Origin of the sequence: Arenibacterium halophilum, from assembly GCF_005938225.1 — a bacterium.
GTDB lineage: Bacteria > Pseudomonadota > Alphaproteobacteria > Rhodobacterales > Rhodobacteraceae > Arenibacterium > Arenibacterium halophilum.
Genome location: NZ_VCPC01000004.1, coordinates 195,319 through 207,879 on the forward strand (window position 1 = coordinate 195,319; position 12,561 = coordinate 207,879).

The following is a 12,561-nucleotide window of genomic DNA, read 5'->3' on the forward strand; positions in this document are numbered from 1 at the left end:
AGCGCCAGAAGCACGGTCGGGCTAAAAAGGTTTGCGGTACTCAACCTCGGCAAGACGAACACCTGTGTCTAGTTCTCAATGAAAGAGTGAAAACCGGCTTGGGCTTGTGGCGCCGCGACCTTCGAGCGGAACAAGCGAGCCGAGCCGTGCATTGCCAGAGCCGAGGAACGGCCCCGCGACAAGCCCGCCGACCAAATCGAGCGCCGCGGACGGGCCGAACCCGGTAGACCTTTGGCGACCCGATACTTCTGCCGCATTCAACGACTGGCGTATTTGCTGAAACCGGGCTTCATAGATGTTGGCAAATTCAGGAGAGCGTGAATGAAACGCGCCCGCCGCGCTTTTCCAGTCGCCGAATTCGGCAAAAAGTTCCGCCAGAAAGCGCGCGGCATAGTCGGCATTCACCGCCGGGTCGAACATATCTTCCAGCGAATCGAAAGCGGCCGCGTGCCACTTATAGTTAATCTGGAAGCATCCGACATCAAAACTGCGAACCCCTTGGGCGTGGTTTGCGCGTGCAAAAGCCTCGGCCGAGGTGCGGGTCTCAAACCATCGCCCGGCACCTTCCATATTGACGGTCCAAGGCCAGGGCAAAAGCTCACCCGCCGAACCACGGCCGGTTTCAGTTCGCGTGATCGCTGCCATCACATCAAGAGGGACATCGTGCCGGCGCGAAGCCTTCATGGCTGCCTGATCACAAAGAGAGGAGGTTGTGCGATCAACCGCGGCACGTGCCCCTGTACTTTCGAGAGTAAGCGCGAACAGAGCCGATACCGCAAACAGAAACGGCCAACTCTTCGATGGTCTGAACCCAGGCAATTCTTCGCCCTTCCCTAAATTCTTCAGTTGCGCTCAAAGTAGCCAAGACAAATTTATTTTTCGTTAGGCCCACCATTGAATTCGCTTTGCGGAGCCTGTGAGAGGTTTAGTCAACAGACACCGCATCCAACAAAGCCCGAACGCCATCCCGCGTCGAATTGCTTTGTTCTACAAGCGTCTCGGCCCGCCTGAGCGGGGTTTGTTCTGATGCTGTTCCAGACGCATCGGACAATGCGCCGATCTGCTCGAAAATCTGCCTGTAGCGCTCCTCTGACGGAGGCTTAATCTCATCCGATGTCGTATCCGCCAACCACGAGCTTCGCACGGCCTGATCAGATCGGCCGGATTCGGCAAACAATGACGCTGCTTGCGAATGATTGCGCGTCTGCAGTGCGGCCTCGGCGCGCAGTTCCGTGACATCTGGTCCTGACAACCCCAAGACAGCAACCAGAGCTTCGCGCGGCAGATTCGCAGCCAATGCGGCTTTGGCGCGCAGGATGCGGCGCTCGCGCGATGGTGGGTTTGCGCTTGCCCCTGACAGCAACCTTTGGGCTGGACGCGCGAAGCCCAGCTCAAGAAAACGCTCCGCCATATCATTCGAGAGAGTTTCGGGCAGATCATCTTCCACGCCAGCGGTTTCTTTCAGTGCCTGGCGCAAGAACTCTATATCAGCTGCCCGCTCCGACATTAGCTCCAACAGCCCAATCCGCAGGTCCCTCGCGTCGCGGTCGGCATGACTTGCGTATTCATCAAGGCCTTCAAAGGCCGTTCCAAAATCGCCGTTCAATGCCGTCGCGAGGATCAAAGCGCGCTCCAGCGGCTCACTAATTTCGGAATTTCGAAACTCTGTGACATATGCCTGTGCCAGTGACACCAGATCGGGCGGGACAGCCTCCTTGGACCGGTTTGCCATGTTGATCGCTTCGATCAGAGCCGTGGGTGATTGCTCATTGTCGCCCATCGCGATTTCATACCGCTTTTCTTTCGCAAGATCCGGCTCACCGCGAAGTTCGGCAGTGGACGCGTGAGCCAATGCAAGTTCGGGCGCTGAAGCCTCGGCAATGCGGTCAACGCTTCGCAACACTCCTTCGGCCGAGTCCTTGCGACCTGCACGCGCGAAGCCGAGTGCCAGGCGAGGCCCAACAAGTTCTCTCACATAAGGCGGTAGACGGCTTGTCGCTCTTTGGATTGCATCGTCGTTAATGTTCTCCATCCGCGCCGGCTCACTCAACACAGCCCACAAAGCGGCATCTGTATCGCAGGATTGCTGACCACTGAACGGATTTCTCGACGTTCCTTGTCGACCATCCAGGATTTGTGCGATGACGTCATACAGCGCTTGGTTTTTCAATGGTGGTTCGGCAAGGTTCAGTGCCTGCTGCGCCTCGACTCCGAACCCGAAATACAGATACGTCCTGACAAGAGACTCGACACTATCAAGATCGACGCGATCAAACTCACCCACAATGGCTGCACGCCAATGCCCGATTTGGGCAGAAAATGGCGCATCGGTAGCCCAGTCTTGCATGTTGACCTGACTGGTTGGGATGCAGAAGGTGGTTTCAGACGGCGTTGCGATATCGGCCGCGAGGCTGGCCAGATCGCGATCAACAGACGTAGTGACCGCAAGGTTCCGAACAGTCGGAATGTCCGCGTTCTTTAGTTCAACCTTGCGAATTGTGGGTTCGCTCTGTCGCTCGGCTTCTGAGACCATTGCCCGCGACTGCGATTCGATCAGACCTTGGCTTTCCGCACGCGTGATCTGTTCGATTAACCGTTGCTCCATGGCACTTACAGCGGCATTTTGAATACGATTATACCTATTTTCATTTTCACGTGACGGCAGCGGTTGACGCATCAGGTCGAGTGGGAGGGAAATAGCCGCTGCTTCCTCATTCCGATTGGGCTCTACATCATCAGACGATACCGGGACCCGAGACGCCGGAAGCTGGAAAGCGAAGCCGCCTGTCGCCCGGATAGGGAGATTTAGCCAAGCGGCATCCGCTTGCGCAGAATCGCGGAAATCAATCACGATCAAGCTATCACCACTCAGAAAAGACGACACCTGACAACGGCAGTTCAAATCAAATATCAAAGGTGCGCCAGCCGTTGCCTGAGACGCATTTGCGACCCGTGTGCGGCGAATCCTGGTGAAGGCATCAGACAAGTCAAACCGGCCATCAATGCCTTCAACACGAAGCCGCGCCTGAGCATCATCCGCCTCGATCGACCAAGATGCTCCCTTGGAGATGCCAACCGTGAATCGAGTGAAGCCGTCATGTTCACCAGACCTTACCGGCATCGACTGAGCCGATAACGGACTGCAAAAAATGAGCGTCAGACATATCGCGAGACGATACATCATGCTGCGTCCTGTTTCGCCGCCTTCAATGCCTCTTCCAGCTCTGAATATCCCGGTCGCATATGAGACGGTGTATTCTGACGCCCCACCTCGATGCAGATAGCAGCGACGTGGTTGTGCAGATTTGCGACAAGGACTTCGCGGATCAGCTGATAGAAATGCCCGTCTTCCTCTACCACGGTTTTGACCTTGGCCGCGAAAGGCCCAACCAGACCATAGGCGAGGAACACCCCCAGAAACGTGCCCACCAGAGCCCCGCCGATCATTTTGCCCAGAACTTCGGGCGGCTGATCGATAGAGCCCATCGTTTTGATCACGCCGAGTACGGCCGCCACAATGCCAAGCGCGGGAAGACCGTCAGCCACGGTTTGCAAAGCGTGACTGGAATGCATCGCATGATGCATGTTGGCTTCCATCCGCTTTTCCAAAACCTCTTCGACCTGATGTGGATCGTCGTAGTTCATCGACGCCGAGCGGATCGTATCGCAGATCAGGCTGACAGCCTCTTTGTCAGCCAGAATCTTGGGATAGCGCGAGAAGATGTCGGAATTTTCAGGCCCTTCGATATGTTGCTCGATGGCGACAGGATTTTGTCGGGCAAGACGGATCAAGGCGAACAGCAAACACAGCAGATCGCGATAGTCCTCGGGCTTCCACTTCGGGCCCTTGAACACCTTGCCAATATCTTTCAACGTGTGCTTCACGCCGGCCATGTCATTCGAGATCATGAATGCCCCGGCTGCGGCGCCACCGATCATCATCATCTCGAACGGCAAAGACTTCAGGATGATGCCAAGCTTTCCGCCCGCGAGGATGTAGCCCCCGAACACCATGATAAAAATCACGACAATGCCAAGGATACCGATCATTCAGATTCTCCGGTTGATGTGCCGCTCAAGTCTCGCTGCCCGGCGTTAAGAAACCTTCACCCTGAAGGCTGATTTATTCGCGGGGTACGTTCGCGTTCCGACCGGCCAGGATAACGCTTATTGAATATGCAGCATCCGGGCTAAGCTTTGCCATGATCCCGGCAGCCACCTCCGGGCGCATACGCGCAAGGAAGCCTGCGGCAAACACGGGGTCCATAGCTTCGAAAAGCGGTGCCGCTTCTTTCGGCTTCATCTTTTCGTAGACGGACGTCAGCGCGGCGAGATCATTTTCACTAGCGCTCTTTGCAATTGCCAACGTCTCGGTCAGCGCGGCTTCTGCCTCTGCCATAGCAGTCAGCTTTTCCTCAATGGCAGCATCGGCCGTCTGGAGTGCCTTCAATCGCTCTTCGATCTGGCGTTCGCGCGATTCGACAGCGGCCTCGCGAACCTCAAGCTCCGACATAAGCTGCTTCAAATCGTCGGGGGTGACCACACGCGTGTCAGCAGACCCGGCAGGTTCCGCAACCGCAGCCGACGATGTTTCGTTTTCAAGTGCGATTGCAGGCCCGATCTCGAGTCCAAGACGCAGAACCGCCGAAGTCAGCAGCATCGACGTGACCCAGAACAGGGCACCGGCCTTCAACCGTTTCCGTAGAGATCTCACGGGCTTCTGTTTCATCACGCCGACCTCTGCTTTGGTCGGTCACGGCGCACGAACATCACATCCTTATCCGGGTCAGACACTGTGGGTTGAACCGCCGACGATGTCGCGCGTGGCGATTCGAACTTATTTTCCGGCGCGTCAGAAATGTCATGCATCGAAGCCATCATGAGTTCGAGCCTGCCCGATACAGTTTCTGCCCGGGTCGTCAGATCAGCAAGCACCGCATGCGATGATTCCGACGCGCTTTGCGCGGCAGCCAAGGTTCGGGTCAGATCGTCGACCTGAGCCGATAAAACAGCTACAGCGCCACCAACCCCGTTTTCGAGATTGTTGAAGCGATTGAGGCGCCGCGCCAGCACGAAACAGTAGACAGAGGCGCCGATCGCCCCCGCAATCAGCAGGATATCCGCAATCAATTCCATCTAATCGCTCTCCTAGTTCAGCACGAATTCGGTAATCAGAAGGTCACGCACCCTGCCACGCCCCGAGACGATTTGAACCCGATGCAACATCTGGGCCCGCAGCTTGTTCAGCGTGAGTGAGTCCGAAAGATCTCCGACTTCGATTGCGCGCATGAATCCGTTCAGGACATCGAGAATACGCGGCATCAGTTTTTCAACATCGGCCCGGTGCTCCGACTCGACCTCGATCTGCCCGGTAAACCGCAGATGGCGGACCGCCCCACCATTCATCAGCGAAATCAACATCGGCTCCATCGGAATGAACTCGACATTGGACACATCTTCAGGCGGCGGACCCGGGTCGGGTTTTTCCGGCATCGCATGACCCTCGGCCATAGCTGTTTCAGAACTTCCACCGCCGAAGGGAAGAAGCCCCGACGAAACCGCAAAAAAGCCTCCCCCGGCGCCAACCAGCGCAAGGACCACGCCCAGAATCAGGGGCAGTTTCGAGGGCTTTTTCACCTCTTCTTCAGGTACTTCCGGTTCTTCGGCCATGTCCAGTTCCGCCGTTTCAGCTGGAACCGTCATAACCTCTCAGGGACTAACCGATTGTTAAGGGCAATCGACGAAATATGGGCCACGCCGCGCAGAATGTCGGCGGGACGGAGGCAGAAGTGCAGCAGTTGATAAACGTCTGGATGGCCTTGGATGCACGAAAGCGAGTCGTGGCAATTCTTGCTGTGGTCGCGGTCGTGATGACGGTTGTCACAATGGCCCGGATGGCGTCTCAGCCGGGCATGACGCTCTTGTACGCGGGGCTGGAAAGCAGCGCGGCGGCTGATGTTGTGCGCGCTCTGGAAGGCCGTGGCGCGGCGTTCGAAGTGCGCGGCGGCTCGATCTATGTCGAATCGGCTCAGCGCGACGAACTTCGGCTGGCTCTGGCCGGTGACGGCATTCCAAATTCGGGTGGTCGTGGATACGAACTGCTTGATTCGCTCAACGGCTTCGGAACCACCTCGCAGATGTTCGATGCCGCCTACTGGCGTGCAAAAGAGGGCGAGCTTGCCCGCACGATCGTGGCCAGCCCGTATGTTGCGCAGGCCCGAGTTCATATCGCGAACAACGGGTCAAACCCGTTCCAGCGCAATGTCTCTCCGACGGCCTCGGTGTCGATCGTGCCGACCGGTGTGCCCATCACCACGGCACAAGCCAATGCGCTCCGCTATCTTGTCGCCTCGGCGGTCAGCGGGATGCAGGTAGAAGATGTCGCGATCATCGATGCCAATGGAGCTCTCGTCGGTGCGGTCGACAGCGCCGCGGCTCCGGCAACCGGAGAAGACCGCGCCAAGAACCTGCGCGAAAGAGTTCAAAGGCTAGTCGAAGCGCGCGTTGGTCCCGGAAATGCGATTGTCGAAGTCAGCGTGGATACGGTTACGGAAACCGAAACCGTCCGCGAGCGCCGTTTCGATCCTGAAGGCCGCGTGGCGATCAGCACCGAAACCGAAGAACGAACCGATTCGTCAAAGAACCAGGGCAGCGGCGATGTCACCGTCGCGTCAAATTTGCCCGACGGCAATGCTGCCGCCGGCGAAGGGTCCAGCGCGCAAGCTGCGGAAACACGCGAGCGAATCAATTACGAGGTCTCGGAGACCGAACACGAAATTCTGCGGGCGCCCGGTGCCATCAAACGCGTTACGGTTGCCGTTCTGGTCAACGGGCTCACCGTCACCGATGACGCCGGCGTCACCAGTTTTCAGGAACGGCCCCAGGCGGAAATGGACGCGCTGCGTGATCTCGTCGCCTCGGCAGTCGGTTATCAGGAAGAGCGAGGCGATCAGATCACATTGAAATCAATGGATCTTCAGGCGACGGCCCCCTTGGGAACCGAAGCGACAGGGGCACTGTGGCAAACCCTTGGAATCGATCTGACATCGCTTGTGCAAATGGCAATTCTGGCAGTTGTCGCCGCCATTCTGGGCCTGTTCGTCCTTCGGCCCCTGTTCGGAAACGCGGCGGTGGCTGGCACGGCTGCCCTTCCTGCGCCCGATGGATCGGACGACGCCGAAAGCTCGCCCGCGCTGACTGGCGAAATCGACGGAGATGACGATTTCGCGCCTTTGCCGCAGCTCAACATGGCCGGAGGAGGCATGGATGGCGGGTCCATGGCGATGGGTCTGGGCAATTTTGGAGAGCCCTCTTCCGACCCGGTCGAGCGGTTGCGCACGATGATCGGCGAACGTCAGGACGAAACGGTGGAGATTCTGCGCAGCTGGCTTGAGGATTCCGAGGAACGAACCTGATGAGCATATCCCATATCTTCGAAGACTTCACCGCGCCCGACGCGGAAGACAGCCCTGCTCCTGCAACCGGGGAGCAGGACGATCAATATGAAGAAATGCGTCTTGCCGAATTCGAACGTGGCTATTCCGCAGGTTGGGAAGATGCCGTCAAGGCGCAGACCGAGATGAAGACGCACCTCACAGCGGAGCTCGCACGCAATCTCGAGGATCTGTCTTTCACCTATCACGAGGCAATCGCCCAGATGACCGTGTCGGTCGAACCCGTTTTCCGCACCTTGGCTGACATCATTCTTCCTGCAGCTCTTGAAGAAAGTTTCAGAGCGCACCTGGTCGAGCTTCTGCGGACCATGGTCAAGGATACTGTCTCGGGCCCGGTGATAATCACCGTCCCGCCCGGATGCTCTGCCGGGCTTGATGACGTGATTGGCGAGGCACTCAACATGCCGCTCGAGATCCGCGAAGATGCCACTCTCGCGCCCGGCCAGGCAGACCTTAGCATCGGATCCGTCGAGCGTGCGCTGGATACCGGCCGGCTTCTGACCGACCTCACCACCGCGCTCGATGCATTCTTCTATCAGTCGAAAAAGGATTCCGCCAATGGATGACACCTCCGACACCGCCGGATCGCATGACACATCGTTTTTTGCAGTTCCGATCGAAATCACCGTCTCGGTCGGAAAGGCACGGCCACTGATCCGCGAATTGCTGGACATGGGCGAGAATTCGGTTCTGACACTCGACAGGCGCGTCGAAGACCCTGTCGAACTCTACATCGGCGACAGGCTGGTCGCGCGCGGTCAGCTCGAGGAACTTGACGGCGAAAACGAAGGTCAGCTTGCCGTGAGGCTGACCGAAATCGCGAATACGCAAAACAGCCTATGACGCGATCCGCCGGCCTTCTTGCGGCGTCGTTGGCCGTCTGTGCGGCGCTGTGGCCCGCCGCCGCACTGGCTCAAGACATTTCGATTTCTCTGGGCGATGGCGGTTCAATCACCGCGCGATCCATCCAACTAATTCTGCTGATCACCGTACTGGGGCTGGCGCCGGGTCTGATCATCATGATCACCTGCTTCCCGTTTCTTGTGACAGTTTTGGCTATCCTGCGTCAGGCGATCGGATTGCAGCAATCCCCGCCCAACATGCTGATCGTCAGCCTTGCGCTGTTCCTGACCTATTTCGTGATGGAACCTGTCTTTCAGACGGCGTGGAGCGATGGCATTTCGCCCTTGATGAACGAAGAAATCGACGCGGAAACTGCGGCACAGCGCGCCTTTGCTCCGTTTCGCGCATTCATGGCCGCGCGCGTGGATCCGGACACTTTCGCAGCGCTTGGCGACCTTCGGCCAGAGGCACCCGAGATTGTGACCCCCGAGGCTCCGGTATCGCTCCTTATCCCGAGCTTCATGCTTTCCGAAATCTCGCGTGCATTTCAGATCGGGTTTCTGGTGTTTCTACCGTTCCTGATCATCGATCTTGTCGTCGCCGCGGTGCTCATGTCGATGGGGATGATGATGGTCCCACCGGCGATCGTTTCGCTTCCCTTCAAACTCGCATTCTTCGTCGTTGGAAACGGATGGAGCCTGATCGCAAACGCATTGGTCCGAAGCTATTTTTGACATGACCTCGGGATGGACGGCACCCAATGCTTGGCCATGTCGCTTGGAGCTTGCCTTGCAGGCGTGCGTGCTGTCCAATTCTGCGGCAGAAGCCCCGAAATAGGGACGGACGTGACCCGCTATCCAAAGACTGCCCTGCCCTCCGACCAGACCCGGAGCGAGGCGCCTGAAAGACAAGCCGCTCCCAAGGCCAACATTGACAATGACGCGGTCAGATCGAGCCGTCGGGCATGACGGGTCTCGATTGTCGCCGGACAAGCGCGCAGAAGCCGGTCGAAAGCCGCTGTTCGACACATAACGAAAGCGCCGATTGCGGCGAATACAGCAACCATGAAATAGTTGATCTCGGGCAAGCTCGGATTTCTGAGAACGGCTCCGGCCAGTGTCGCGGCAGCAAGCGCGACCCACGACAGGCCAGCCAAATAGCCAGCGAGCCTATTCATCCTGAAGCACCGCCAGCGGAAGCATCACGCGATGGGCATCGGCGGTGACGACGATCGCGTTATCGCGCATCTCGGTCTTGGTTGTATCTGCACCGTCACTACCGCTAACCCCTACCTCCGTTCCCCGAAACTCAAGAAGCAGACGCCGGTTGTTGGGCAGGTAGATCAGAATTGCCCCGGTCCCGTCATTTTCCCTTGCCAAACCATAGTCGCATGGCCGGGCCGTCTCACCCACCGGACCGCAATCCAGTTGGCCGATCTGATCAAACAGTTCCGCCTCCGCGCGGCGGGCAGCCGTGACGGGAGACAGGAACTCCGCCGCTCCCCAACCTTCGATCCCGGATGCGTCGATGAACGTGATCCGGCACCACGTTCTGTCACTGTGCTCGTCGCATCCTGCGTTGCGCAGGATGATGCCAAGCGGCGCGCGCGCGACGACGCCGGACCCGGTTGTCGCGGCGCTTCGGATGTTCAACGTGGCATCCACGTCAGTAACGGTCACATAAGGCGCCGTTGATATCTCCGCATCCGGCAATCCGGGAACCAGTCGTGCGGTCACGCCGTTGCCGACAAGCGTCAGGCTATCGTCGAAAGGATCGGGCTGCATCTGAACGTCGCCCTGCAACAGAGTCGACAGGCGGGTCTCCTGCAACGATGCCTCTGCACCAAGGCAGGCGCGGCGTGTCATGGCCACCGCAGTTGACAGCTGCAGAACACCGGACGACATCTCACCCTGCCCGCTGAACCTGTTGCATCCGGTGGAACCAGAGATGTTTCCGTCGACGAAAGAAATCGTCGGCGCCCCGGTCGTTGCCGTTCCGTTGAGGTCTGCAATGGTCCAGTCAGAGGCAGATACCTTCGTGGTCATGAGTAAGAGGACGAGAGCGGACAGCCGCATGACAGCTTGCCTTTCAGGACATGATGACGAAATCGCGGCCAGACCGGTTTTCCGGGTGCAAAGGCAGATCGGTGAAGACAAAGATCATGCCCGGGTGACTGTGGTGGGCGATAACCTGGCGAAAGGCATGGTCCGTACCGACGCGGGTCAGGTCGTGATCGGCCTGCGCGACGGTCCCGTCATAGGTGATCGCCTGCCATTGCATTCCCCGCAGCCCGTCGTCGGGACCATGCAAAACATATACATGCGGGCCAAGCGGGCGACCATCCCAGATCAGCGGCCCCTCGGCCACCTGACGGTCGTTTTCAAGGATGATGATCCGTTCTTCATGGGATGAGGCGATCATCGAGGTGATCGGATAGGCATCATCGAGCGCCCAATCCGACGGGCGTTTGCGCGGCTCCAGCGTGGCGAGCACCCTCTCGAATTCGCCTTCACTGTAGTCGCCCAGAATGAAGCCCGGATGCACGGCACTGGCGGGCGAAGACCCACTCGCCGCGATGATGACCGGCGTGCCGAGATGCGTGACCTCGAAGAGCCGTTCCGAGAACTTGAGAGGCAACCGGACGCAGCCATGGCTCGCCGGGTAGCCCGGCAGGTTGCCGGCGTGCAGGGCAATTCCGTCCCACGTCAGACGGTTCATGTTGGGCATCGGCGCGTTGTTATAGGTGGAAGATCGGTGGTTTCGGTCTTTTTGCAGCACCACAAACACGCCGGTCGGCGTTTCGTGCCCCGGCTTGCCACTGGAACAGGTCGACACGGCGATGCGAACGCCGTTGCGATAGACGTGCACCCGCTGTTCATCCAGTGACACCACGATCGACACCGAACCCTCGGGTTGCCGTTCCGGATGCCAGGTGTATTCACCGGGCTGAAGCGCGTTGATTTCCTTGTAAACGTGTTGGCCAGCAAGAGGGCCGGCCAACATTGAAAGACCGGACACGCACAAAAGGGCACTGAAATTACGTCTGGAGAGTCTTGTTTTGGCGGCCATCTCACCCCCCGTCCGCCGTGCAAAATGTTACCTCAGATTAGGCAGAAAACAGTGTTCCGCACATCCTAATTTTACGGATCAATTAAATCCGCCGGTGAGCACCCTGAAATTCCAGTCAAAAACGACGACAATTGCGTAAAGAATGTTAATCTACCTTAAGGGTGTAGATCGGGTGCCTGCGATTCCATGCTTACGTACGAAGCGAAACATTGGGAAGAAAAGGCGAGCCGCCGTGGCGACTATCGGTCCATGCTGTTCAGCGCCGCGGACGCGTTCAATATGTCGCGCGGCCCGGATCGTCACCTCAGGGTCAACTCGGCCATCTTCCCGTTGATCGGGACCAGTCTGTTTAGCGTGTCCTCCTCGGGCCACGAGATAGACCTCGCCGACGAGAGCTTTTTGACGATCATGTTGCCAACACGGGGTGTCACCCGGGTTCGCATGGACAGGAAAGAGCGAGTCATCGGGGAAGGCGGCGCGCTTGCGCTTGGCCCGTCCGAGCGGTGGACGCAGGTCGACCCGCGCGGACATAGGAATTTCCGGGCCAACGTCGCGAAGATCGACCTGAAACAAATCGGGCGAGGCAAGATATTCCCCGAAGCTGACACGGATCCCGTCGTGCCGGTCTCGACACCGGCGCTCGAAGGATTTCGCGGGCTGATGCGGTACCTGTTCGCCGATCTCGCATCGCCAGTGCCCACGCTTGTCCACCAGCCTGCTTCGGATTTGTTTGCGGCACTCGTCCTCGAACACCTGCGGCACCTTCTGGCGTCATCCAACGCCGATCCCGCGCTCGACGGATCGCAGGCCAACCTTGTTCGCCGCGCAACGGATTACATGGCGGCCTGCTCCGGTGATCCCCTGACCGTCCCTGCCATAGCCGAAGTGGTCGGAGTCAGCACCCGGAGGCTTCAGGACGCCTTTCGGCTGACAACCGGGCGGACGCCATGGGAGCACCTGACCGAGATACGGCTGGCGAATGCCCGGACAAGGTTACTGGCCGCTGCGGGCCCATCGGTGACGGCGATCGCTTTCGACTGCGGATTTTCGCATCTCGGGCGGTTTTCGCAAACTTATCGTGACACCTACGGCGAGGCACCTTCCGTCACGCTGACACGGGCCCGGGACTCCGCCCATGCTGCACATCCCGCAATCCGGATAGGGCCCGCGCAGATCGGATAGTCCGGCCAGACCC

Annotated in this window: 13 protein-coding genes; 5 read left to right on the plus strand and 8 right to left on the minus strand. The window is 58.6% G+C overall.

All coding sequences use genetic code 11. From position 1 onward, the window contains the following. Nucleotides 1–75: 75 nt before the first annotated feature. From FGK64_RS17880 to FGK64_RS17905, 6 genes are all read right to left on the minus strand, one after another. Nucleotides 76–684: a lysozyme family protein gene (locus FGK64_RS17880; protein ID WP_246057812.1), complete on the minus strand. Its 609-nt coding sequence runs from the start codon at nucleotides 682–684 to the stop codon at nucleotides 76–78. Between the two features lie 241 nt (nucleotides 685–925). Further along, entirely contained in the window at nucleotides 926–3,184 is a 2,259-nt protein-coding gene (locus FGK64_RS17885; RefSeq protein ID WP_138865216.1) for a hypothetical protein, read from the minus strand. Then, entirely contained in the window at nucleotides 3,181–4,050 is an 870-nt protein-coding gene (motA, locus tag FGK64_RS17890) for a flagellar motor stator protein MotA (RefSeq protein WP_138865217.1), read from the minus strand. Before motA ends, FGK64_RS17885 begins: the two co-directional genes overlap by 4 nt. Before the next feature lie 73 nt (nucleotides 4,051–4,123). Then, nucleotides 4,124–4,729: a MotE family protein gene (locus FGK64_RS17895; RefSeq protein ID WP_138865218.1), complete on the minus strand. Its 606-nt coding sequence runs from the start codon at nucleotides 4,727–4,729 to the stop codon at nucleotides 4,124–4,126. Continuing rightward, nucleotides 4,729–5,136, minus strand: coding sequence for a hypothetical protein (locus FGK64_RS17900; RefSeq protein WP_138865219.1), 408 nt, complete (start codon nucleotides 5,134–5,136; stop codon nucleotides 4,729–4,731). Before FGK64_RS17900 ends, FGK64_RS17895 begins: the two co-directional genes overlap by 1 nt. A gap of 12 nt (nucleotides 5,137–5,148) precedes the next feature. Beyond that, nucleotides 5,149–5,670: a flagellar basal body-associated FliL family protein gene (locus FGK64_RS17905; RefSeq protein ID WP_138865482.1), complete on the minus strand. Its 522-nt coding sequence runs from the start codon at nucleotides 5,668–5,670 to the stop codon at nucleotides 5,149–5,151. Nucleotides 5,671–5,789: 119 nt separating this feature from the next. Here FGK64_RS17905 and fliF point away from each other — a divergent pair, with 119 nt between their 5' ends. From fliF to fliP, 4 genes are read left to right on the plus strand one after another with little or no spacing between them, the layout of a single operon-like run. Beyond that, nucleotides 5,790–7,415, plus strand: a complete 1,626-nt coding sequence (gene fliF, locus FGK64_RS17910) for a flagellar basal-body MS-ring/collar protein FliF (protein WP_138865220.1) — start codon at nucleotides 5,790–5,792, stop codon at nucleotides 7,413–7,415. After that, complete coding sequence (locus FGK64_RS17915) at nucleotides 7,415–8,020, plus strand: FliH/SctL family protein (RefSeq protein ID WP_138865221.1); 606 nt, start codon at nucleotides 7,415–7,417, stop codon at nucleotides 8,018–8,020. Before fliF ends, FGK64_RS17915 begins: the two co-directional genes overlap by 1 nt. Next, on the plus strand, nucleotides 8,013–8,297 hold the full coding sequence (locus FGK64_RS17920) for a FliM/FliN family flagellar motor switch protein (RefSeq protein ID WP_138865222.1): 285 nt from the start codon (nucleotides 8,013–8,015) through the stop codon (nucleotides 8,295–8,297). The genes FGK64_RS17915 and FGK64_RS17920 overlap by 8 nt, the downstream gene beginning before the upstream one ends. Then, nucleotides 8,294–9,031, plus strand: coding sequence for a flagellar type III secretion system pore protein FliP (fliP, locus tag FGK64_RS17925; protein ID WP_138865223.1), 738 nt, complete (start codon nucleotides 8,294–8,296; stop codon nucleotides 9,029–9,031). The genes FGK64_RS17920 and fliP overlap by 4 nt, the downstream gene beginning before the upstream one ends. Before the next feature lie 435 nt (nucleotides 9,032–9,466). Here fliP and FGK64_RS17930 read toward each other — a convergent pair whose 3' ends face one another. Both FGK64_RS17930 and FGK64_RS17935 read right to left on the minus strand, forming a co-directional pair. After that, nucleotides 9,467–10,372, minus strand: coding sequence for an META domain-containing protein (locus tag FGK64_RS17930; RefSeq protein ID WP_138865224.1), 906 nt, complete (start codon nucleotides 10,370–10,372; stop codon nucleotides 9,467–9,469). Between the two features lie 13 nt (nucleotides 10,373–10,385). After that, entirely contained in the window at nucleotides 10,386–11,300 is a 915-nt protein-coding gene (locus tag FGK64_RS17935; protein WP_246057813.1) for a L,D-transpeptidase family protein, read from the minus strand. 252 nt (nucleotides 11,301–11,552) lie between these two features. On the opposite strand from FGK64_RS17935, the gene FGK64_RS17940 reads away from it, so the two are divergent. Beyond that, complete coding sequence (locus FGK64_RS17940; protein WP_138865226.1) at nucleotides 11,553–12,548, plus strand: AraC family transcriptional regulator; 996 nt, start codon at nucleotides 11,553–11,555, stop codon at nucleotides 12,546–12,548. Nucleotides 12,549–12,561: the final 13 nt, after the last annotated feature.

Coding starts and splice junctions, on each gene's coding strand:
- FGK64_RS17930 (WP_138865224.1), bottom strand. CDS start 10,372: ATGCGGCTGTCCGCTCTCGTCCTCTTACTCATGACCACGAAGGTATCT.
- FGK64_RS17940 (WP_138865226.1), top strand. CDS start 11,553: ATGCTTACGTACGAAGCGAAACATTGGGAAGAAAAGGCGAGCCGCCGT.
- FGK64_RS17935 (WP_246057813.1), bottom strand. CDS start 11,300: ATGTTGGCCGGCCCTCTTGCTGGCCAACACGTTTACAAGGAAATCAAC.
- FGK64_RS17920 (WP_138865222.1), top strand. CDS start 8,013: ATGGATGACACCTCCGACACCGCCGGATCGCATGACACATCGTTTTTT.
- FGK64_RS17880 (WP_246057812.1), bottom strand. CDS start 684: ATGAAGGCTTCGCGCCGGCACGATGTCCCTCTTGATGTGATGGCAGCG.
- FGK64_RS17905 (WP_138865482.1), bottom strand. CDS start 5,670: ATGGCCGAAGAACCGGAAGTACCTGAAGAAGAGGTGAAAAAGCCCTCG.
- motA (WP_138865217.1), bottom strand. CDS start 4,050: ATGATCGGTATCCTTGGCATTGTCGTGATTTTTATCATGGTGTTCGGG.
- FGK64_RS17900 (WP_138865219.1), bottom strand. CDS start 5,136: ATGGAATTGATTGCGGATATCCTGCTGATTGCGGGGGCGATCGGCGCC.
- FGK64_RS17895 (WP_138865218.1), bottom strand. CDS start 4,729: ATGAAACAGAAGCCCGTGAGATCTCTACGGAAACGGTTGAAGGCCGGT.
- fliP (WP_138865223.1), top strand. CDS start 8,294: ATGACGCGATCCGCCGGCCTTCTTGCGGCGTCGTTGGCCGTCTGTGCG.
- FGK64_RS17915 (WP_138865221.1), top strand. CDS start 7,415: ATGAGCATATCCCATATCTTCGAAGACTTCACCGCGCCCGACGCGGAA.
- FGK64_RS17885 (WP_138865216.1), bottom strand. CDS start 3,184: ATGATGTATCGTCTCGCGATATGTCTGACGCTCATTTTTTGCAGTCCG.